At 41.7% G+C, this 21685-nt stretch carries 17 protein-coding genes, 1 rRNA gene and 1 riboswitch; of the genes, 9 read left to right on the top strand and 9 right to left on the bottom strand.

All coding sequences use genetic code 11. From position 1 onward, the window contains the following. Positions 1 to 10 precede the first annotated feature (10 nt). Both rpoC and GWI58_RS03625 read left to right on the top strand, forming a co-directional pair. Positions 11 to 4240 (top strand): DNA-directed RNA polymerase subunit beta', encoded by a 4230-nt coding sequence (gene rpoC, locus GWI58_RS03630; protein WP_094960221.1) that lies wholly within the window; start codon positions 11 to 13, stop codon positions 4238 to 4240. A 193-nt stretch (positions 4241 to 4433) separates the two neighbouring features. After that, a complete protein-coding gene (locus tag GWI58_RS03625) occupies positions 4434 to 5402 on the top strand; it encodes an Rpn family recombination-promoting nuclease/putative transposase (protein WP_049196529.1) in 969 nt (322 codons plus the stop codon). Between the two features lie 157 nt (positions 5403 to 5559). Here GWI58_RS03625 and thiH read toward each other — a convergent pair whose 3' ends face one another. The 7 genes from thiH to GWI58_RS03590 all read right to left on the bottom strand — a co-directional run bounded on the left by thiH (position 5560) and on the right by GWI58_RS03590 (position 11961). After that, a complete protein-coding gene (gene thiH / locus GWI58_RS03620) occupies positions 5560 to 6678 on the bottom strand; it encodes a 2-iminoacetate synthase ThiH (protein WP_004249130.1) in 1119 nt (372 codons plus the stop codon). Beyond that, the gene (locus tag GWI58_RS03615; RefSeq protein WP_004246911.1) at positions 6678 to 7457 is read right to left on the bottom strand and encodes a thiazole synthase; all 780 of its coding nucleotides are present in this window, start codon (positions 7455 to 7457) and stop codon (positions 6678 to 6680) included. The genes thiH and GWI58_RS03615 overlap by 1 nt, the downstream gene beginning before the upstream one ends. Position 7458: 1 nt before the next feature. Beyond that, complete coding sequence (gene thiS, locus GWI58_RS03610) at positions 7459 to 7659, bottom strand: sulfur carrier protein ThiS (RefSeq protein ID WP_004250087.1); 201 nt, start codon at positions 7657 to 7659, stop codon at positions 7459 to 7461. Then, positions 7656 to 8405: a HesA/MoeB/ThiF family protein gene (locus GWI58_RS03605; RefSeq protein WP_094960222.1), complete on the bottom strand. Its 750-nt coding sequence runs from the start codon at positions 8403 to 8405 to the stop codon at positions 7656 to 7658. Before GWI58_RS03605 ends, thiS begins: the two co-directional genes overlap by 4 nt. Then, on the bottom strand, positions 8399 to 9046 hold the full coding sequence (gene thiE / locus GWI58_RS03600) for a thiamine phosphate synthase (protein WP_094960223.1): 648 nt from the start codon (positions 9044 to 9046) through the stop codon (positions 8399 to 8401). The genes GWI58_RS03605 and thiE overlap by 7 nt, the downstream gene beginning before the upstream one ends. Further along, positions 9030 to 10982 (bottom strand): phosphomethylpyrimidine synthase ThiC, encoded by a 1953-nt coding sequence (thiC, locus tag GWI58_RS03595; RefSeq protein WP_004246916.1) that lies wholly within the window; start codon positions 10980 to 10982, stop codon positions 9030 to 9032. The genes thiE and thiC overlap by 17 nt, the downstream gene beginning before the upstream one ends. A gap of 131 nt (positions 10983 to 11113) precedes the next feature. Further along, positions 11114 to 11236, bottom strand: a riboswitch (TPP riboswitch). Positions 11237 to 11280: 44 nt separating this feature from the next. Further along, entirely contained in the window at positions 11281 to 11961 is a 681-nt protein-coding gene (locus GWI58_RS03590; RefSeq protein WP_004249139.1) for an HAD family hydrolase, read from the bottom strand. A gap of 147 nt (positions 11962 to 12108) precedes the next feature. Between GWI58_RS03590 and nudC the strand changes: the two genes are divergently transcribed. The 6 genes from nudC to GWI58_RS03560 all read left to right on the top strand — a co-directional run bounded on the left by nudC (position 12109) and on the right by GWI58_RS03560 (position 16552). Further along, positions 12109 to 12894, top strand: a complete 786-nt coding sequence (nudC, locus tag GWI58_RS03585) for an NAD(+) diphosphatase (RefSeq protein ID WP_004246918.1) — start codon at positions 12109 to 12111, stop codon at positions 12892 to 12894. 88 nt (positions 12895 to 12982) lie between these two features. After that, positions 12983 to 14056 carry a uroporphyrinogen decarboxylase gene (gene hemE, locus GWI58_RS03580; protein WP_004249140.1) on the top strand — a complete coding sequence of 358 codons (1074 nt, stop codon included), beginning with the start codon at positions 12983 to 12985 and terminating at the stop codon, positions 14054 to 14056. Next, a complete protein-coding gene (nfi, locus tag GWI58_RS03575) occupies positions 14049 to 14717 on the top strand; it encodes a deoxyribonuclease V (RefSeq protein ID WP_036907196.1) in 669 nt (222 codons plus the stop codon). Before hemE ends, nfi begins: the two co-directional genes overlap by 8 nt. 74 nt (positions 14718 to 14791) lie before the next feature. After that, positions 14792 to 15382, top strand: a complete 591-nt coding sequence (locus GWI58_RS03570; RefSeq protein ID WP_004246921.1) for a YjaG family protein — start codon at positions 14792 to 14794, stop codon at positions 15380 to 15382. A gap of 190 nt (positions 15383 to 15572) precedes the next feature. Further along, a complete protein-coding gene (locus GWI58_RS03565; protein WP_004246922.1) occupies positions 15573 to 15845 on the top strand; it encodes an HU family DNA-binding protein in 273 nt (90 codons plus the stop codon). A 14-nt stretch (positions 15846 to 15859) separates the two neighbouring features. Further along, positions 15860 to 16552: a DUF1481 domain-containing protein gene (locus GWI58_RS03560; RefSeq protein WP_004246923.1), complete on the top strand. Its 693-nt coding sequence runs from the start codon at positions 15860 to 15862 to the stop codon at positions 16550 to 16552. 23 nt (positions 16553 to 16575) lie between these two features. On the opposite strand, the gene purD is transcribed toward GWI58_RS03560, so the two are convergent. Together purD and purH are read right to left on the bottom strand one after the other, a co-directional pair. Continuing rightward, a complete protein-coding gene (purD, locus tag GWI58_RS03555) occupies positions 16576 to 17865 on the bottom strand; it encodes a phosphoribosylamine--glycine ligase (RefSeq protein ID WP_004250093.1) in 1290 nt (429 codons plus the stop codon). A gap of 12 nt (positions 17866 to 17877) precedes the next feature. Continuing rightward, positions 17878 to 19467, bottom strand: coding sequence for a bifunctional phosphoribosylaminoimidazolecarboxamide formyltransferase/IMP cyclohydrolase (gene purH, locus GWI58_RS03550; RefSeq protein WP_094960224.1), 1590 nt, complete (start codon positions 19465 to 19467; stop codon positions 17878 to 17880). A 617-nt stretch (positions 19468 to 20084) separates the two neighbouring features. Here purH and GWI58_RS03545 point away from each other — a divergent pair. Continuing rightward, a 16S ribosomal RNA gene (locus GWI58_RS03545) occupies positions 20085 to 21627 on the top strand. Positions 21628 to 21685: the final 58 nt, after the last annotated feature.

The raw sequence follows: 21685 nt of genomic DNA, 5'->3' as shown, positions 1-21685 counted from the left end.
GAGCCATTTCGTGAAAGACTTATTAAAGTTTCTGAAAGCGCAAACCAAGACCGAAGAGTTTGATGCGATCAAAATTGCTCTGGCATCACCTGATATGATCCGTTCATGGTCATTTGGTGAAGTTAAAAAGCCAGAAACAATTAACTACCGTACGTTCAAACCAGAACGTGACGGCCTTTTCTGTGCCCGTATTTTCGGACCAGTAAAAGATTACGAATGTTTGTGTGGTAAATACAAACGTTTAAAACACCGTGGTGTTATCTGTGAGAAGTGTGGCGTTGAAGTCACACAAACTAAAGTTCGCCGTGAACGTATGGGTCACATCGAATTAGCTTCTCCAGTGGCGCACATCTGGTTCTTGAAATCACTGCCGTCCCGTATCGGTCTGCTGTTGGATATGCCACTGCGCGATATTGAACGTGTACTGTATTTTGAATCTTATGTTGTTGTTGAAGGCGGTATGACCAGCCTTGAACGTGGCCAAATCTTAACAGAAGAGCAATACCTCGATGCATTAGAAGAATTCGGTGATGAATTTGATGCGAAGATGGGTGCTGAAGCTGTTCAGAACTTGTTACAGAGCATGGATCTGGAACAAGAGTGTGAAACGCTGCGTGAAGAGTTAAATGAGACTAACTCTGAAACTAAACGTAAGAAACTGACTAAACGTATCAAGTTACTTGAAGCATTCATGCAATCAGGCAATAAACCTGAGTGGATGATCTTAACTGTACTGCCAGTGTTACCGCCAGACTTACGTCCACTGGTTCCACTTGATGGTGGTCGTTTTGCGACTTCTGACTTGAACGATTTATATCGTCGCGTTATCAACCGTAATAACCGTTTAAAACGCCTGCTAGATTTAGCAGCTCCAGACATTATCGTACGTAACGAAAAACGTATGTTACAAGAGTCTGTTGATGCGTTATTAGATAACGGTCGTCGCGGTCGTGCAATTACAGGCTCTAACAAACGTCCTCTGAAATCTTTGGCTGATATGATCAAAGGTAAACAAGGTCGTTTCCGTCAAAACCTGTTAGGTAAACGTGTTGACTATTCTGGTCGTTCTGTAATCACCGTTGGTCCATACCTGCGTCTGCATCAGTGTGGTCTGCCGAAAAAAATGGCACTTGAATTATTCAAACCATTTATTTACGGAAAACTGGAAACCCGTGGTTTAGCGACAACAATTAAAGCCGCTAAAAAAATGGTTGAGCGTGAAGAAGCGGTAGTTTGGGATATCTTAGATGAAGTTATCCGTGAACACCCAGTTATGCTAAACCGTGCACCGACACTTCACCGTTTAGGTATACAGGCGTTTGAACCAATCCTGATTGAAGGTAAAGCTATTCAGTTACACCCACTCGTTTGTGCGGCATATAACGCCGACTTCGATGGTGACCAAATGGCGGTTCACGTTCCATTGACATTAGAAGCGCAGTTAGAAGCTCGCGCGTTGATGATGTCAACTAACAATATTCTGTCTCCAGCAAGTGGTGACCCAATTATCGTTCCTTCACAGGACGTGGTATTAGGTCTTTACTACATGACTCGTGATTGCATCAATGCCAAAGGTGAAGGCATGGTGTTAAGTGGTCCAAAAGAAGCTGAACGCGTTTATCGCGCAGGTTTAGCCTCTTTACACGCGCGTGTTAAAGTACGTATCACTGAAGAGATCAAAGATGGCGAAGGTAATATCACCACTGAAACTAGCTTAAAAGACACTACAGTTGGTCGTGCTATTTTATGGATGATTGTACCAAAAGGCCTACCTTACGCACTGGTTAACCAACCATTAGGTAAAAAAGCTATTTCTAAAATGCTGAATACCTGCTACCGCGTAATGGGCTTAAAGCCAACAGTTATTTTTGCTGACCAAATCATGTATACCGGTTTTGCTTACGCAGCACGTTCTGGTGCTTCAGTAGGTATCGATGACATGGTTATCCCTGCGAAAAAAGCAGAGATCATTGCCGAGGCAGAAGCAGAAGTTGCAGAAATTCAGGAACAGTTCCAATCCGGTCTGGTAACAGCGGGTGAACGTTACAACAAAGTCATCGATATTTGGGCTGCTGCGAATGAACGCGTAGCTAAAGCGATGATGGAAAATCTGTCTACAGAAACTGTGATCAACCGTGATGGTGAAGAAGAACAACAAGTTTCCTTCAACAGCATCTTTATGATGGCTGACTCCGGTGCTCGTGGTTCTGCAGCTCAGATCCGTCAGTTAGCGGGTATGCGTGGTCTGATGGCTAAGCCAGATGGCTCCATTATCGAAACCCCAATCACTGCGAACTTCCGTGAAGGTCTGAACGTACTCCAGTACTTCATCTCAACCCACGGTGCTCGTAAAGGTTTGGCGGATACCGCACTGAAAACAGCAAACTCCGGTTACTTGACTCGTCGTTTAGTTGACGTTGCACAAGACCTTGTCGTAACAGAAAGCGACTGTGGTACAACCGAAGGTGTAATGATGACTCCGGTCATTGAAGGTGGAGATGTTAAAGAGCCACTGCGTGAGCGTGTATTAGGACGGGTAACGGCAGAAGATATCCTGAAACCAGGTACTGCAGATATCCTTGTTCCACGTAATACGCTGTTAAACGAAAAACTGTGTGATCTGTTAGAAGAAAACTCAGTAGACAGCGTTAAAGTTCGTTCAGTTGTAACCTGTGACACAGACTTTGGTGTATGTGCTAAATGTTATGGTCGTGACCTTGCTCGTGGTCATATCATCAACAAAGGTGAAGCTATCGGTGTTATCGCAGCACAGTCAATCGGTGAGCCTGGTACACAGTTAACGATGCGTACGTTCCACATCGGTGGTGCGGCATCCCGTGCGGCAGCAGAATCAAGCATTCAGGTACGTAATAAAGGTACTCTGAAATTGATCAATGCGAAATTTATCACCAACACTGCTGGTAAGTTAGTGATTACTTCTCGTAATACAGAATTACGTCTGATTGACGAATTCGGTCGTACGAAAGAAAGCTATAAAGTACCTTATGGTGCTCAATTATCGAAAGGTGATGGCGAAGCTGTAAACGGTGGCGAAACAGTTGCTAACTGGGATCCACATACCATGCCTGTTGTGAGTGAGGTTTCTGGTATTATCCGTTTTGCTGACATGATTGATGGTCAAACCATTACTCGTCAAACGGATGAATTAACCGGTCTTTCTTCACTGGTTGTTCTGGATACTGCAGAGCGTACTGGTAGCGGTAAAGATTTACGTCCAGCATTGCGCATCACCGATGCACAAGGTAATGATGTATTAATCCCGAATACAGATATGCCGGCACAGTACTTCCTGCCAGGTAAAGCTATCGTTCAATTAGATGATGGCGTTGCTATTAATGCGGGTGATACGTTAGCACGTATTCCTCAAGAATCTGGTGGTACTAAAGATATTACCGGTGGTCTGCCACGCGTTGCTGACTTGTTTGAAGCTCGTCGTCCGAAAGAGCCTGCAATCCTTGCTGAAATCAGCGGTATTGTTTCTTTCGGTAAAGAAACGAAAGGTAAACGTCGCTTAGTTATTTCTCCATTAGATGGTAGCGATGCATACGAAGAGATGATCCCTAAATGGCGTCAACTTAACGTATTTGAAGGTGAGGTTGTGGAACGCGGTGATGTTATTTCCGATGGTCCAGAATCACCACATGACATTCTGCGCTTACGTGGTGTTCATGCGGTTACTCGCTATATCACTAATGAAGTACAGGAAGTTTACCGTTTACAAGGGGTTAAGATTAACGATAAACACATCGAAGTTATCGTTCGTCAGATGCTACGTAAAGTGACTATCGAAAATGCCGGTAGTTCTGAATTCCTTGAAGGTGAACAAGTTGAATACGCTCGTGTTAAAGTTTCGAACCGTATTTTAGAGGAAGAAGGTAAAGTACCAGCAACATACTCTCGTGACCTATTAGGTATTACGAAAGCATCACTGGCTACTGAGTCTTTCATCTCTGCGGCATCGTTCCAAGAAACAACACGCGTACTGACTGAAGCTGCTGTTGCAGGTAAACGTGACGAATTACGTGGTTTAAAAGAAAACGTTATTGTGGGTCGTCTGATCCCTGCAGGTACTGGTTTTGCGTACCATCAGGATCGTATCCAACGTCGTCAACAACAACTGCCAACGGATGAAACTGAAGCAACAATCAGTGCAGATGAAGCTTCTGCTAACTTAGCAGAGTTGCTGAATGCGGGGTTCGGTGGTTCATCAAATAACTAATTGATACTGCATTAGTTTTAAATATAAATACCCTCGATAGTTATCGAGGGTATTTTTTTACTCTTTTTTATACTTGTATAGGTAAGTTAAATAATTAAGTTTATATTTTTCAGATATTTATGATGATTTTTTACTAAGTAAAAGGTCATTTTTTTCTGTAAGCTGGCGATCCACATTTAGCACGGAGTCAGCGATGAATAAACCTCTTTTAATTTCTTCTCATGATGCTGCATTCAAACGCTTCATGATGAATATTAGTAATGCTAAGGATTTCTTTTTTATCCATTTATCAGACGAATTAAAAAGCTATTGTGATTTTTCAACTTTAAAGCTACAAAATTCCTCTTTTATCGATATTAAATTACGTTCTCGTATGTCAGATATTCTCTACTCAGTGAAAACCAAAAAGGGGAATATCTCAATTTATTTCTTAATTGAGCACCAATCTCGACCAGATAAAATGATCGCTTGGCGTATGATGCACTATGCATTTTGCACTATGAATCAGCATCTACAGCAAGGTTACACATCTTTGCCGTTGGTTGTTCCTATCTTGTTTTATCATGGCAAACGCAAACCTTATCCTTTTTCTGTCAATTGGCTAGATTGTTTTCCGCTTTCTACATTGGCAAATCAACTCTATCTTAATAATTTTGCATTAATTGATTTGAATTCAATTGATGATGAAATTTTATTAACACATAGAAAAGCCGCTGTAATGGAAATTGCAATGAAACATGTGAATAGTTGCGATGATCTTGATAAGTTAGCGATGCTTCTCTCAAAAGCGATAAATCAGAAAAACTGCAGTGATGAAGACACTATCGCTGTTGTACAATATTTATTCTCAATTATGGACGCGGCGGATTTTGAATCCATCATAAATAAGATAGCTGAACAAGTAGATAACCATAGAGAGACGATTATGAATATTGCATGGCGGTTAGAAAATAAAGGATTTAAATTAGGAAAAATGGAGGGGATAGAGATAGGTAAAAATGAAGGTATAGAGATAGGTAAAAACGAAGGTATAGAAATAGGTAAAAAGATAGTACAAATACAATTAGCAAAAAACTTATTAAAAGAAAACGTTGAGTTGGAATTTATTGAACGAATAACTGGTTTAAGTATACAAGAACTTAAAATATTGCTTTTAACTTAATGAAATAGTTAGTTAACTTAATCTTTTTAAGAAAAATTTATTGTTATATCTAACGTATTGATATTATTTTTAATTATTTATTACTATGTGTTATGTAATAAAACCGCGATTATATTTATTAAAAAATAAATTAAAACGCGGTATTATTTTATCTCTATTAACGACCTAAATAGTTATCCCAATCTTTCCATACAGGCTGTAATCCTCGTGTTTTGAGGGCATTAATTACATCACTGACATGACGATTATCATTAGGTGAAAATTGCTCTAACTCCTCATGACTATCAGAATAACCACCGGGCTGAGTTTTAGAGCCAGCGCTGATATTATTGATGGCTAAAGGTACTGTATTATCGCGAAAGTAAGGCGATTCACGTGTTGAAAGGGAAAGCTCAACATCGGGGGCTAAAATACGAAAAGCACAAATCAACTGAACTAATTCTGCTTCACTCATTACTGATGCAGGATTAAGCCCACCAGCACATGGGCGTAGACGAGGAAAGGAGATAGAGTAACGACTTTTCCAGTAACGTTTTTGTAAAAATAGCAGATGCTCAGCCACCATATAACAATCGGTACGCCATCTGTCAGATAAACCAATTAGTGCACCTAAACCAATTTTATCAATGCCGGCTTGCCCTAATCTATCAGGGGTTTGTAACCGCCAATGAAAATCTTGTTTTTTTCCTCTTAGATGATGCAACTGATAAGTGGGTTCATGATAGGTTTCTTGATAAACCATTACGCCATCAATACCGAGCGTTTTTAATTCAGCGTACTCATTTGTCGCCAGAGGTTGTACTTCCATCATTAATAAACTGAACTGCTGGCGAATAAGCGGTATATATTGACGGAAATAATCCATACCAACTTTTCTTTGATGCTCTCCTGTAACGAGTAGCAGGCTATCAAAACCTAATTGCCGAATGCTATGACATTCAGCAAGGATTTCGTCTTCATTTAATGTTTTGCGCTTGATGGCATTACTCATTGAAAAACCACAATAAGTGCAATCATTAGCACATAAATTAGAGAGGTACAGTGGAACATATAAACCGACAACATTACCAAAACGTTGTCGAGTTAGTTGCTGGGCGCGTTGTGCCATTGGTTCTAAATAATGTCGGCCAGCAGGGGAGATCAGCGCCATAAAATCATCAAGAGTTAAAGTATGATGAGATAAAGCAGTTTCAACATCTTCACAAGTTTTACTATTCAGTCTTAACGTGATGTCATCCCAATCTAATTGTTGCCAATAATCAGAAAATGTTTTCATTAGAAAGCCTCTAAATATTGGGTTAATGGGCTAGAGGCTTGTGCTTGCATATGTGTTATTGCAGTCGGTACAGCCAGTCCAGATTGTCGAGCAAGCTCTCCAGCATCAATTGCAGCTTTAAAAGCTTGAGCCATTAAAACTGGATTTTTAGCTACGGCTATGGCGGTATTGACGAGTACAGCATCCGCACCCAATTCTAAAGCTTCAAGAGCATGGCTTGGTGCGCCAATACCAGCATCAACAACAACGGGTATTGAGGTTTGTTCAATAATGATCCGCAAAAAATCGCGAGTTTGTAAACCCTGATTGGAACCAATAGGTGAACCTAACGGCATTACAGCTGCGCATCCTACCTCTTCTAAGCGACGGCATAATACCGGATCAGCACTGCAATAAGGTAAAACCACAAAACCTTCTTTAACGAGAAGTTCAGCCGCCTTAAGTGTTTCTATTGGATCTGGAAGTAGGTATTTGGTATCAGGATGAATTTCTAATTTGATCCAATGGGTATCAAAGGCCTCTTTGGCTAATCGTGCAGCAAAAACGGCTTCTTGTGCTGTTTTTGCACCAGAAGTATTAGGTAATAATTTTACCCCTAATGATTTAAGAGGGGCGATTAGATCATCATTACCATTTTTTAAATCAACACGCTTCATTGCCATTGTCACTAATTGGCTACCAGAGGCTTTAATGGCTTCAGCCATGAGTGTTGGGGTCGCAAATTTACCTGTACCAGTAAATAACCTTGATGTGAATGTAGTATCAGCAATTTTCAACATATCAGCCTCCCGCAATTGCTTGAAAGAGAAGAATTGTGTCACCCTCATTGATCATTTGTGTATTCCAGTTTTCACGCGGAATAATGATGTCATTGATAGCGAGTGCCACCCCCATAGAAGGTTGTTTTAACTCAATAAGGAGCTGGCTTATCGTGACAGGCATATCCAGAGAATAACGTTCGTCATTTACGGTAATATTCATGCTAACCCTCGACAAACAGGACAGTTTTTTGATGGTGTTAAGCGCAAGGTGCTCCAATTTTGTTTTCTACCATCGAACAGACGTAGTTTTCCACTTAACGTACATGGTAAACCTGCAAGTAACTTAATTGCTTCAAGTGCCTGCAGAGTTCCAATGACCCCTACAACGGGGCCTAGAATTCCAGCTGTTTGGCAATTGCGTTGTGGCTCTTTGTTATCAGGATAGAGACAGTGGTAACAACCATGAATAAAAGGGGGCTCAAACACGATCAACTGACCACTAAATCCAACGGCACTGCCACTAATAAGCGGTATTTGTTGTTTAACACAGATACGATTGATTGCTTGGCGAGTGCTCATGTTATCAGTGCAATCTAAAACTAAATCGATGTTTTGAAGCAACGTAGAGAGAAAATCATCATTAACACGTTGTTTATAGGTGGTGATTTTAATGTCAGGATTTAAGGCAAGTAGAGCCTGTTTGGCGATGTCTGATTTTGCATCCGGGATATCTTGAGTGCGATAGAGAATTTGACGCTGTAAATTCGAGACATGCAAATTATCATCATCGACTAAAATAAGTTCACCCACTCCTGCACCTGCTAGATAAAGTGATGCTGGAGAGCCTAACCCACCTAAGCCAATAATTAATACTCTGGCTTGCTGTATTTTGGTTTGCCCTTCTAAGCCTATATCTTCTAACATCACTTGTCGGCTATAACGCATAAAATCATTATCATTTAGCATGATGGTTTTCCCTCTACTAATTCTAATAATTTAAGTGTTACCTGTTGCCAGTCTGATGCCTTTGTTATTGCACTCACTAAAGCAACTCCACCAACGCCAGTTGCTACGACATCAGAGACTTTTTCTAGAGAGATCCCGCCAATAGCAACGGTTGGAAAATCATGAGTTTGTTCTACTTGATGTTTGAGTGCTCTTAAACCTTGTGGCTTTGATGGCATATCTTTCGTCGTCGTTGGAAATATATGCCCTAAAGCAATATAAGAGGGAAGTAACCTTTTTGCTCTTTGTAGTTCAGTGTCATTATGGGTGGAAATACCAAGGCATAAACCTGACTGTTTAATAGCATTAAGATCGGCAATGTCGAGATCTTCTTGTCCAAGATGAACACCATAGGCGTGATGTTTAATGGCGAGTTGCCAATAATCATTGATAAATAATCTTGCGTTATACTCACGACCTAATTTGATTGCAGTGATTATATCTTGTTCAACATCTTTGGGCTGTTTATCTTTGATGCGTAATTGGATCGTTGTTACACCTATTTTCAACAGGCGCTCAATCCATTCAATAGAATCGACAACAGGGTAAAGCCCCAACTTTTTTTCGGTTGGGGCAAAAGCCGAATTAGAGGATCTGTTCATTATCAGCTACCTCGGAACTGGCTATTTCTGCACTGTGGTATAGTTCGCTACCATGGGCTTTAAAGGCTTGTGACATTTGCTCCATACCTGCTGCATAATCACGCACTTCTTGTGTTATCTTCATTGAGCAGAATTTAGGTCCACACATAGAGCAGAAGTGAGCGACTTTCCCCGATGCTTGAGGTAAGGTTTCATCGTGATATTGACGGGCAGTTTCAGGATCAAGTGCTAGATTAAATTGATCTTCCCATCGAAACTCAAAACGGGCTTTAGACATGGCGTTATCACGAATTTGCGCGCCGGGATGTCCTTTGGCAAGATCAGCAGCATGGGCGGCGATTTTATAAGTAATAAGACCTTGTTTCACATCTTCTTTATTGGGGAGTCCGAGATGCTCTTTCGGAGTGACATAACAGAGCATGGCACAGCCAAACCAGCCAATCATTGCAGCGCCAATACCGGAAGTAAAATGATCGTAGCCCGGTGCTATATCAGTTGTTAGAGGGCCTAATGTATAGAAGGGGGCTTCATGACAATGCTCTAGTTCTTCCGTCATATTGCGACGTATCATCTGCATTGGTACATGACCCGGGCCTTCAATCATGACTTGTACATCATATTCCCAAGCAATCTTTGTTAATTCACCCAAGGTATGTAATTCAGCAAACTGTGCTTCATCGTTAGCATCTTGGATAGAGCCAGGTCTTAGACCATCACCTAATGATAATGAAACATCATAAGCGGTGCAGATTTCACAAATCTCCCGGAAGTGGGTATAGAGGAAATTCTCTTTATGGTGTGATAAACACCACTTCGCCATAATTGATCCACCACGAGAGACAATGCCGGTTAAACGTTTTGCGGTCATAGGAACATAGCGTAATAGGACACCTGCATGGATAGTGAAATAATCCACCCCTTGTTCCGCTTGTTCTAATAAAGTATCACGGAACATTTCCCAAGTGAGATCTTCTGCAATACCGTTAACTTTTTCGAGAGCTTGATAAATAGGGACAGTACCAATAGGGACTGGGCTATTACGGATGATCCATTCACGTGTTTCGTGGATATAACGTCCAGTTGACAGATCCATCACCGTATCGGCCCCCCAACGTGTTGACCAAATCAGTTTTTCTACTTCTTCTTCGATAGATGAGGTAACCGAAGAGTTGCCGATATTAGCATTCACCTTAACTAAGAAATTACGGCCAATAATCATCGGCTCAGATTCTGGGTGATTGATATTGGCAGGAATAATGGCACGGCCGGCGGCAACTTCTTGGCGTACAAACTCAGGTGTAATATTGTCAGGTAAATGTGCACCAAAGCTAAATCCGGCATGTTGTTGGCGTAATACTTCGCTACGAATGCGTTCTCGCCCCATATTTTCTCGAATGGCAATAAATTCCATTTCTGGTGTAATAATACCTTTGCGAGCGTAATGTAATTGCGTCACTCTCTTATTATTTAGCGCTTTTCTAGGGCTGGGTTTTAACGGAAAGCGTAGATGTTCTAATCCTGCATCAGTAAGGCGTTGTTGAGTGAAATCAGAACTTAAGTGTGAAAGAGGTTCGGTATCATTACGCGCATCAATCCATGGTTGGCGAATTTTTTTTAAGCCAAGATTAACGTCAAGTTGAGAAGTTGGATCACCATAAGGCCCTGAAGTGTCATAGACTGGAATAGGTTCATTCTCTTCAAAAATAGGATCTTCTTTTGAGCCACCGATCAGGGTTTTATCAAGTTGGATCTCACGCATTGGCACTTGAATATCTGAACGAGTACCAGTGATATAAATACGTTTTGAATTGGGAAAATTAATACCTTGAATAGTGCTAATAAAGGATTGTGCTGCATCGCGTTGTTCTTTACGTGGGCGCTGTTTATTCGCAGTGGGTGAAACATCTTTAATAGAGATAGTTTGATTTTTGGACATAGCATTTCCTAATAAATATCAATCAAGCACAAGGCTTGTCGGGTGAATATTGAGAAAAATGCTTGTCTGGAGGTCGCAGGGAGTATCGACAGATAAGAGTGTAAAAAATAGACACAATGAAGCTATCTAAAGGTCGAATGACTCTTGTTCCCTTCGCGGGTATTAGCCCGATCAGGTTCCGCGGATCCCGAATTAACGGTCTCAGCCTGTGTTAAAAATAGCCTTATAAACACTAGGCACTCCGACAAGAATGCCCACAGTATATTAAAGATCTTAAAAACTACAAGCCCGATAATGATTATTTATTTAACTGCCAGTAGCACTGTTGCCATTCTTTTTCTGTTGCTATTTGGCTTAATCTTTCATCGGCGTTAATGGTGATAACCTCATTTGCTTGATAGCATAAAGGGAGATCGTTGGCTGAGTCAGTATAGAAATAAATATAAGAATTATTAATGTTGTTTTGTTCTTTCCACTGATTGAGTCGAGTGACTTTACCCTCTCTAAAGGTAGGAATACCCTCAATATGGCCTGTATAATGATTATTTTTTATCTGCATATCAATGCCCATAGAAATATCAGCATTAAGTTGTTTTGCAATCGCATGTACCAGAAAAGACATAGTTGCAGAGATAATGATAACGGGGATATTTTGTTGTCGGTATAGGTTTATGGTATTAATGCCTTGGGGATAGAGCAATGGCTTGATTATGGTATGAGTAAAATCAGTAACCCATTGATTTATTTCTTCGATGCCATACTGATTAAAATAAGATAAATGTTGGTGTAAGTACTTATTTATATTGAGCCTTTCTGCGTAATAGTCAGCGATCATTTGTTTATCTAAAGCTAAAAAAGCAGGATCAGTGACTCTCTTTTTCTCCCACAAGTAATTTGTCCATAAACAGCTAGAATCTCCGGCTAACAGTGTTTCATCTAAATCAAAAATAGCGATCTTATGTTTCGTTATGTTTGTCATTCGAGTGAACCTTATTTATAAATATAATTTATATTTTTACCATGGAGGTATAGATGAATTTTGGCGTGGCGACATAATTCATTGAGCGGCTCTTGTGAAAGAGAGTATCCTCTATTGTATATCATTAACTAAGATAGAATTATTACTATGCATTTATATACGCTAACAGGTGGTGAAAAAGGCTGGTGGACAGTCAGCCTAGGCGGCCGAGTTTGGTTACCCAAAGGTGAACTTCCATTTGGTTTAGCAACAGATTGGGGACTTGTGGGTAAACAAGCCAAAATTGTTGGGGAATGGCAAGGAGAAAACGTCTGGCTGATTTATGACAAAATGGAAAGCGATATGTGTTCACCAAGGCTTATCGCATCTCAAGATGAAAAGTTATTTAAATTAGTCGGTCGTGGTGTTCAACTTGCTGAATTTTATCGTTCTCATCGGTTTTGTGGCTATTGTGGGGCTAAAATGCGCCATAGTGAGAGTGAATGGGCATGTTTATGTGATAACTGTCATGAGCGTTATTACCCACAAATAGCACCTTGTATTATTGTTGGTATTCGTAATAAAGATAAAATTCTATTAGCACACCACGTTAGGCATAAACATTCACCACTCTACACCGTTTTAGCTGGTTTTGTTGAAGTAGGGGAAAGCTTAGAAGATGCGGTAGCTCGCGAAGTTTTTGAAGAAAGTCATATTCATATTCGCAATATTCGTTATGTTTCTTCACAACCATGGCCTTTCCCTCATTCTCTTATGATGGGTTTTCTTGCCGATTATGCAGGGGGAGAATTACGACATGATCCTTCGGAATTAATCAGTGCAGCATGGTATCGCTATGATGAGTTACCACAAATACCACCTTCTGATACTATTGCGCGACGTTTAATAGAAGATACGATAGCGAATATTAGACAAGATGAAGAAAATAGCTAAATAAAGGTGTTGCCTGCCAACTGTTATTTTTCCAACATGTTACACTACACGCTATTTTGCGGCCCTATTACTATTAATGGAGTTAGACATGAGTGAGTTGAAAAACGACCGCTATTTACGTGCGCTGTTGCGCCAACCTGTTGATGTCACCCCTGTTTGGATGATGCGTCAGGCAGGCAGATACCTTCCTGAATACAAGGAAACACGAGCACAGGCGGGAGACTTCATCTCATTGTGCAAAAATACCGAATTGGCATGCGAAGTTACCTTACAGCCTTTAAGACGTTTTCCTTTAGATGCCGCTATCCTATTTTCTGATATTTTAACTATCCCTGATGCGATGGGATTAGGTTTGTATTTTGAAACAGGGGAAGGTCCTCGTTTTAAAACACCGATAAATAGCCTTGATGATATAAAAAAATTACCTATTCCCGATCCGGAAGATGAACTAGGTTATGTCATGAATGCGGTACGTGCTATTCGTCATGCATTGCAAGGTAATGTGCCATTAATTGGTTTTTCAGGTAGTCCATGGACACTAGCTACTTATATGATTGAAGGTGGAAGTAGTAAGGCGTTCACAAAAATTAAAAAAATGATGTATAGCGAGCCACAAGCTCTGCATCTATTACTGGATAAACTGGCGGATAGCGTTATCCTTTATTTGAATGCTCAGATTAAAGCAGGGGCACAATCCATCATGATCTTCGATACATGGGGAGGTGTGCTAACAGGACGCGATTATCAATTGTTCTCATTACAATACATGCATAAGATTGTTGATGGTCTTATTCGTGAAAATGAGGGCAGAAAAGTTCCGGTCACCTTATTTACTAAAGGTGGTGGGCGTTGGTTAGAAGCGATGGCAGCCACAGGTTGTGATGCATTAGGACTTGATTGGACGATTGATATCGAAGATGCTCGCCGTCGAGTCGGTGATAAGGTTGCCTTACAAGGTAATATGGATCCTTCTATGTTGTATGCGCCACCAGCAAGAATAGAACAAGAAGTCGCTACGATTTTAGCTGGCTTTGGCAAAGGTACTGGTCATGTCTTTAATCTTGGGCACGGTATTCATCAAGATGTTCCACCAGCACATGCTGGAGCATTTATTGATGCGGTTCACCGTCTATCGAAGCCTTATCATCAGGATAATGATTAATACTCAGCAATTACGTCAAGAGCAGACAGAGAAAGCTCAACAGATTATCTTAACCGACCAATTTATGGCACCAACTTATATTGCAGGTGCTGATGTCGGATTTGAAAATAGCGGTGCGGTCACTCGTGCCGCTATTGTTGTTATGCATTATCCCTCCTTTGAAATTGTTGAATATCAAATAGCCCGTATTGCAACATTACTACCTTATATTCCCGGACTCCTTTCATTCCGTGAGTGTCCCGCCTTATTAGAAGCTTGGCAGGGCATTAAGCAAAAACCGCAACTTGTTTTTGTTGATGGTCAAGGGATCGCACATCCTAGACGGTTAGGGGTGGCAAGTCATTTTGGGCTCTTAGCCGATATTCCAACCATCGGTGTGGCAAAAAGTCGTTTATGTGGTGATGATAAAAAATTAGACGACGATGTAGGAAGTACGGAAAAATTAATGGATAAGGATGAGCAGTTAGGTTGGATTTATCGTAGTAAAAAAAGATGTAAACCTTTATATATTTCTCCAGGCTATAAAGTGAGTATGGAGAGTGCATTAGCGTGGGTAAAACGCTGTATAAATGGATATCGATTACCTGAACCGACTCGTTGGGCCGATGGTATTGCCTCAAATAGGCGATTATTTGAGCAATTGAATAAGAATAAGCTCTAAATCGGCGGTAAATATGTGGATATTTTCAATTTTCAGGTAAACTGCGGCTAAGTTAAGAAAATGAGTAATCACTAATGTTGAAGAACCCAATCCATTTACGTTTAGAAAAGCTTGAAAGTTGGCAACACTTAACGTTTATGGCGTGCCTGTGTGAGAGAATGTATCCAAATTATCAGGTATTTTGTCGCGAAACAGGATTTACTGATCCAACCCTGTATCGTCGTATTCTCGATCTAGTTTGGGAAACTTTAACGGTAAAAGATGCGAAGGTGAATTTTGATTCTCAATTAGAGAAATTAGAAGAAGCTATTCCTGATGCATCACAGTTTGATATTTATGGTGTCTATCCTGCAATCGACGCCTGTGTGGCACTGAGTGAGCTTATTCATTCTCGTTTAAGTGGTGAGTCACTCAGTCATGCTATTGAAGTGAGCAAAATTTCGGTTGGAACTGTTGCTACACTTGAAATGACACAAGCAGAAAGAGAAATGTCTGAAGAAGAATTAAAATCTCTTGCTGCGGTCACTGAAGAGTTCGATATTCAATGGGAAATTTATCGCCTACTTGTTGAGTGCGAAGAAAGAGATATTGAACTAATAAAAGGTCTGCGTACAGACCTGCGCGAATCTGGAATGAGCAATATCGGTATAGAATTAACGCACTAAATCAGAAAAACGTGATTTAGTGCTTGAAAAGCGACGTTTAAAGACTTCACATTACCCCCGTGTATGTTCTACATTGGGTACGAAAAGAAGTGGCTCAGGTGTTTTGCTTAACTGACTCTCTAAAAAAGATGAATTAAGTTTTTTCACCAGATGTTTTTCAAACGATAAAACATACTTTAAGGACTATTTTATGAACAAAGCTGAATTAACCGAATCAGTTGCTGAAAAAGCGGATCTGACAAAAACTCAGGCAAAAGCTGCTATTGAAGCGTTTATCGACTCAGTAACAGGTGCTCTGAAAGAAGGTGATTCTGTCCAGTTAGTTGGTTTCGGTACATTCAAAGTGAATCACCGTGCAGAGCGTACTGGTCGTAACCCTCAAACTGGCAAAGAAATTAAAATTGCAGCAGCTAACGTTCCTGCATTTACTGCCGGTAAAGCACTGAAAGACGCAGTAAAATAATTCCTTTGAACGGAATGAACAATAGAGGGGGAGTTGCTCCCCTTTTGTTGAGACGACAGGGGCTGTTAGCAATAGGGTTCTCTTTTTTGCTCAGCGCCTGCTCTTCTTCTCCACAACTACCCGAATTTTCTGCAACGGGCTATATTGCAGATGAAGGGGTTGTGCGGCTTTGGCGTTTAAATAACAAAACATCAGAGCCTCAAGTGATTATGAGTGTCTATAGCTTTTATCAAAAGCCTGAGACTGTTGTCACTTTTTATGAGTACCGCCAAAATAGATTATGGCAAATTCGCAGTGAAATCGTTAATCCCTCCCATCCTTCCTCTTGGCATTTACGTTTAAATAAACGTGGCGAAGTTATCTTTATGCAACAAGAGTATCAAGGACAAAAGCGCCCATTAACAGAAGATGAACGTTTAAAAATGGTATTTGCAGCCAGTCGAGAACGAGAGATCAGTAAGGCATTGGCGATAGGTCAGGTAAAGTTAGTTCAAGGAACCTGGTATCAAGATACATTGACAACATGTGCGGGTGAAAAAGTGAATGTATCATTTGAAGCACCAGAACAACGTTGGCTAAAACGTAGAACACAGCATCTAACTCGTCCAGCTTATGTTGCTTGGCTGGATTCCCCCGAAGGTAACCAGTTGTTAATGGTTGCAGAACACGATTTTTGTAAATGGGAACCAACAAAAGAGAGTTTGTGATCACTCCCTTTTGCTGTTTTAACTTACTTTTTTAAACGCGCAATGGCACGATAGCCGATATCATGGCGATAGAAACAGCCATACCAGTGAATACTTTTGGCTAAAGCATAGGCATTCTTTTGAGCTTGTTCGATATCTTCCCCTAAAGCAGTTGCACATAATACTCGGCCTCCTGCTGTAACAACTTCACCTTGAGCCGTTAATTTTGTTCCTGCTTGAAATACCTTAGCTGTTGAAGAAGATGTTGCTGTTAGTCCCTCAATAATATCATTTTGGCGGTAGTTATCAGGATAGCCACCGGCGGCCATTACAACACCTAAAGCGGGGCGGGGATCCCAAATGGAGTCTTTACCTGCTAGTTCGCCTTTTGCACCCGCTAAACAGAGATCAACTAAGTCTGATTGCATGCGCATCATAATAGGTTGCGTTTCCGGATCGCCAAAACGGCAGTTAAACTCAATGACTTTGGCAATACCTTGCTTATCAATCATTAAGCCTGCATAAAGAAAACCTTGATAGCGATGACCTTCGGCAGCCATGCCTTTGACTGTTGGATAAATGATGTTATCCATGACTTGCTGGTGGATTTCAGGAGTAACAACTGGTGCAGGAGAATAAGCCCCCATTCCGCCGGTGTTTGGGCCTGAGTCACCATCACCGACGCGCTTATGATCTTGACTTGTTGCCATCGGAAGTACATTTTCACCATCCACCATGACAATAAAACTGGCTTCTTCTCCATCAAGAAATTCTTCAATAACAATACGGTGTCCTGCATCACCAAAAGCATTACCTGCTAACATATCTTTTATCGCATTTTCTGCTTCGGTATGTGTCATGGCAACAATGACACCTTTACCCGCAGCTAGGCCATCCGCTTTAATCACAATAGGTGTGCCCACTTTATGGAGATATTCAAGTGCAGGCGCTATTTCAGTAAAGTTTTGGTAAGCTGCCGTTGGGATATGATGGCGGGCTAAAAAATCTTTTGTAAATGCTTTCGAACCTTCTAGTTGTGCCGCACCTTTGGTGGGGCCAAAAATCATGAGTCCCGCTTGTTTGAACGCATCTACTACACCAATTACCAATGGTGCCTCAGGCCCCACAATGGTTAAATCAATGTGATTTTGTTGGGCAAATGCAACTAATGCGGCAATATCAGTGGCACTAATATCGACGTTTTGTACGCCATGTTCTAATGCTGTTCCTGCATTACCGGGGGCAACAAACACTTGGGTTGCTAAAGGAGATTGCGCTGCTTTCCAAGCTAGTGCATGTTCACGACCACCATTACCAATGATTAAAATTTTCATAGCAATCCCTTATTAATGGCGGAAATGACGCATGTTAGTAAAAATCATCGCGATATTGTGTTCATTAGCTGCAGCAATTACTTCATCATCACGAATAGAACCACCGGGCTGAATAACACAAGTTACACCGGCCATAGCTGCCGCATCAATACCATCTCTAAAGGGAAAGAATGCATCAGATGCCATGGCGCAACCTGCTACTTCTAAACCTTCATCAGCCGCTTTAATCCCTGCTATTTTAGCAGAATAGACACGGCTCATTTGGCCCGCACCGATACCAATCGTCATGTCATTTTTGGCATACACAATTGCGTTGGATTTCACAAATTTTGCAACTTTCCAGCAAAATAGCGCATCTTTCCACTCTCGTTCACTAGGCTGGCGTTGCGTGACAACCCTTAGGTTTTCTTCTTTAACCATACCTAAATCACGATCTTGTACTAATAAGCCTCCGTTAACCCGTTTGAAATCAAGTGCAGGTTTAGCTTCTTGCCATTCACCACAGGCTAATACACGAACATTAGGTTTGGTTGCTAAAATAGGTAGAGCATCTTCATTAATAGAAGGCGCGATAATGACTTCGACAAATTGACGCTCTATAACGGCACTTGCTGTTTTTGCATCTAAGCTTCTATTGAAAGCGATAATACCGCCAAATGCAGAAGTTGGATCAGTTTTAAATGCATTGTCATATGCTTGTGTGAGGGTGTCCGCAATAGCAACGCCACAAGGGTTTGCATGTTTCACGATAACACAAGCTGGTTCGGAAAATGATTTCACGCATTCCAATGCAGCATCAGTATCGGCAATATTGTTATAAGAGAGTGCCTTACCTTGTAATTGATTTGCTGTTGCGATAGAGGCTTCTTCAATATTCTCTTCTATATAGAAAGCCGCTTGCTGATGAGCATTCTCACCATAACGCATATCTTGTTTCTTTATATAGTTAAGATTTAAGGTACGAGGGAAGGTTCCTGATAGTTGTGAAGTATCACCATAATAAGGTGCAACTTTTTGGCCAAAGTAGTTCGCAATCATACTGTCATAAGCTGCGGTATGCTCAAAGGCTTTAATGGCTAAATCAAAACGTGTATCTAAAGTCAGACTGTTTTGGTGATTGTCCATTTCTTCAATCACTTTTTCATAGTCATTGCTATTAACCACAATGGTGACGTCTTTATGATTCTTTGCTGCGGAACGAACCATGGTAGGACCACCAATATCAATATTCTCAACAGCATCTGCTAATGAGCAATCGGGACGAGCTACTGTTTTAGCAAAGGGATAAAGATTGACAACAACCATGTCGATAGGACGAATATCATGCTCCTCCATAATGGTATCATCTTGTCCACGACGTCCTAAAATACCACCATGTACTTTAGGGTGAAGTGTTTTTACACGACCATCCATCATTTCTGGAAAACCGGTGTAGTCAGAGACTTCTATGACGGGTAAGCCAGCTTCTGCTAATAGACGCGCTGTCCCCCCTGTTGATAAAAGTTCTACATTTCTTTCTACAAGCGCTTTCGCAAATTCTAAAATACCTGCTTTATCAGACACACTTAAAAGAGCACGGCGGATAGGACGAAGGTGTTGCATGAGTTTTATCCCTTGGGTTTTTGTATAACAGTAGTCATTGTGATGAAAAGTCACGTTGATACAGTGAAATTGTGTTTGCACCACTAACATTTCAGAAGATGAAGACAAAATCAATCTCACTCATTTGGGTATTATAATAACGCAAACGTTTGCTTTTGACATGCTAAATTTGTGGGAAAAGATAGCTTGTGGATAAATTTGTTGATAACTGCGTATAACTAAGGGTTTTGCTGTGGAATTAAGCAAACGAATTTTTTTCTTAAAAAAACTATTGCCAGCCTCAGAAAACTCCCTATAATGCGTCCTCGTTGTCACGGCACAGGGCGATAAGCGAACCGGCTGAGAGAACAAAAGAAAAAGTGAAAAGCCTGATAAATTAGCGCTTGACACTGAATGAGGAAGATGTAGAATGCACCTCCTCGCAACAACGCAGAAGACCGGAAACGGCAGCGACAGTTGCACTGCTCTTTAACAAATTATCAGACAATCTGTGTGGGCACTCGCAGAGACGATATCTTCTAAAAAATTAGATGTATCAAGTCTTGAAGAGTGACTAACAAGTTAATTCATATAATGAATAAGCTAAGTTTTCGATTTCTTTGAGCATCAAACACTTTTAATTGAAGAGTTTGATCATGGCTCAGATTGAACGCTGGCGGCAGGCCTAACACATGCAAGTCGAGCGGTAACAGGAGAAAGCTTGCTTTCTTGCTGACGAGCGGCGGACGGGTGAGTAATGTATGGGGATCTGCCCGATAGAGGGGGATAACTACTGGAAACGGTGGCTAATACCGCATAATGTCTACGGACCAAAGCAGGGGCTCTTCGGACCTTGCACTATCGGATGAACCCATATGGGATTAGCTAGTAGGTGGGGTAAAGGCTCACCTAGGCGACGATCTCTAGCTGGTCTGAGAGGATGATCAGCCACACTGGGACTGAGACACGGCCCAGACTCCTACGGGAGGCAGCAGTGGGGAATATTGCACAATGGGCGCAAGCCTGATGCAGCCATGCCGCGTGTATGAAGAAGGCCTTAGGGTTGTAAAGTACTTTCAGCGGGGAGGAAGGTGATAAGGTTAATACCCTTGTCAATTGACGTTACCCGCAGAAGAAGCACCGGCTAACTCCGTGCCAGCAGCCGCGGTAATACGGAGGGTGCAAGCGTTAATCGGAATTACTGGGCGTAAAGCGCACGCAGGCGGTCAATTAAGTCAGATGTGAAAGCCCCGAGCTTAACTTGGGAATTGCATCTGAAACTGGTTGGCTAGAGTCTTGTAGAGGGGGGTAGAATTCCATGTGTAGCGGTGAAATGCGTAGAGATGTGGAGGAATACCGGTGGCGAAGGCGGCCCCCTGGACAAAGACTGACGCTCAGGTGCGAAAGCGTGGGGAGCAAACAGGATTAGATACCCTGGTAGTCCACGCTGTAAACGATGTCGATTTAGAGGTTGTGGTCTTGAACCGTGGCTTCTGGAGCTAACGCGTTAAATCGACCGCCTGGGGAGTACGGCCGCAAGGTTAAAACTCAAATGAATTGACGGGGGCCCGCACAAGCGGTGGAGCATGTGGTTTAATTCGATGCAACGCGAAGAACCTTACCTACTCTTGACATCCAGCGAATCCTTTAGAGATAGAGGAGTGCCTTCGGGAACGCTGAGACAGGTGCTGCATGGCTGTCGTCAGCTCGTGTTGTGAAATGTTGGGTTAAGTCCCGCAACGAGCGCAACCCTTATCCTTTGTTGCCAGCACGTGATGGTGGGAACTCAAAGGAGACTGCCGGTGATAAACCGGAGGAAGGTGGGGATGACGTCAAGTCATCATGGCCCTTACGAGTAGGGCTACACACGTGCTACAATGGCAGATACAAAGAGAAGCGACCTCGCGAGAGCAAGCGGAACTCATAAAGTCTGTCGTAGTCCGGATTGGAGTCTGCAACTCGACTCCATGAAGTCGGAATCGCTAGTAATCGTAGATCAGAATGCTACGGTGAATACGTTCCCGGGCCTTGTACACACCGCCCGTCACACCATGGGAGTGGGTTGCAAAAGAAGTAGGTAGCTTAACCTTCGGGAGGGCGCTTACCACTTTGTGATTCATGACTGGGGTGAAGTCGTAACAAGGTAACCGTAGGGGAACCTGCGGTTGGATCACCTCCTTACCTAAGAGATACGTGTTATGTGCAGTGCTCACACAGATTGTCTGATGAAGAACGAGCA

Origin of the sequence: Proteus sp. G2674, assembly GCF_009915195.1 — a bacterium.
In the GTDB taxonomy this organism is placed as follows: Bacteria; Pseudomonadota; Gammaproteobacteria; order Enterobacterales; family Enterobacteriaceae; genus Proteus; species Proteus mirabilis.
This window is presented reverse-complemented; position numbering and strand designations above follow the sequence as displayed.

Excerpts from the sequence above, each read along its gene's own strand:
- GWI58_RS03605 (WP_094960222.1), bottom strand. The coding sequence starts at position 8,405 with ATGCTAAATGATAATGATTTTATGCGTTATAGCCGACAAGTGATGTTA.
- thiC (WP_004246916.1), bottom strand. The coding sequence starts at position 10,982 with ATGTCCAAAAATCAAACTATCTCTATTAAAGATGTTTCACCCACTGCG.
- GWI58_RS03560 (WP_004246923.1), top strand. The coding sequence starts at position 15,860 with ATGAACAATAGAGGGGGAGTTGCTCCCCTTTTGTTGAGACGACAGGGG.
- nudC (WP_004246918.1), top strand. The coding sequence starts at position 12,109 with ATGCATTTATATACGCTAACAGGTGGTGAAAAAGGCTGGTGGACAGTC.
- GWI58_RS03625 (WP_049196529.1), top strand. The coding sequence starts at position 4,434 with ATGAATAAACCTCTTTTAATTTCTTCTCATGATGCTGCATTCAAACGC.
- nfi (WP_036907196.1), top strand. The coding sequence starts at position 14,049 with ATGATTAATACTCAGCAATTACGTCAAGAGCAGACAGAGAAAGCTCAA.
- GWI58_RS03570 (WP_004246921.1), top strand. The coding sequence starts at position 14,792 with ATGTTGAAGAACCCAATCCATTTACGTTTAGAAAAGCTTGAAAGTTGG.
- GWI58_RS03565 (WP_004246922.1), top strand. The coding sequence starts at position 15,573 with ATGAACAAAGCTGAATTAACCGAATCAGTTGCTGAAAAAGCGGATCTG.
- GWI58_RS03590 (WP_004249139.1), bottom strand. The coding sequence starts at position 11,961 with ATGACAAACATAACGAAACATAAGATCGCTATTTTTGATTTAGATGAA.
- thiS (WP_004250087.1), bottom strand. The coding sequence starts at position 7,659 with ATGAATATTACCGTAAATGACGAACGTTATTCTCTGGATATGCCTGTC.
- thiE (WP_094960223.1), bottom strand. The coding sequence starts at position 9,046 with ATGAACAGATCCTCTAATTCGGCTTTTGCCCCAACCGAAAAAAAGTTG.
- thiH (WP_004249130.1), bottom strand. The coding sequence starts at position 6,678 with ATGAAAACATTTTCTGATTATTGGCAACAATTAGATTGGGATGACATC.
- purH (WP_094960224.1), bottom strand. The coding sequence starts at position 19,467 with ATGCAACACCTTCGTCCTATCCGCCGTGCTCTTTTAAGTGTGTCTGAT.
- GWI58_RS03615 (WP_004246911.1), bottom strand. The coding sequence starts at position 7,457 with ATGTTGAAAATTGCTGATACTACATTCACATCAAGGTTATTTACTGGT.
- hemE (WP_004249140.1), top strand. The coding sequence starts at position 12,983 with ATGAGTGAGTTGAAAAACGACCGCTATTTACGTGCGCTGTTGCGCCAA.
- purD (WP_004250093.1), bottom strand. The coding sequence starts at position 17,865 with ATGAAAATTTTAATCATTGGTAATGGTGGTCGTGAACATGCACTAGCT.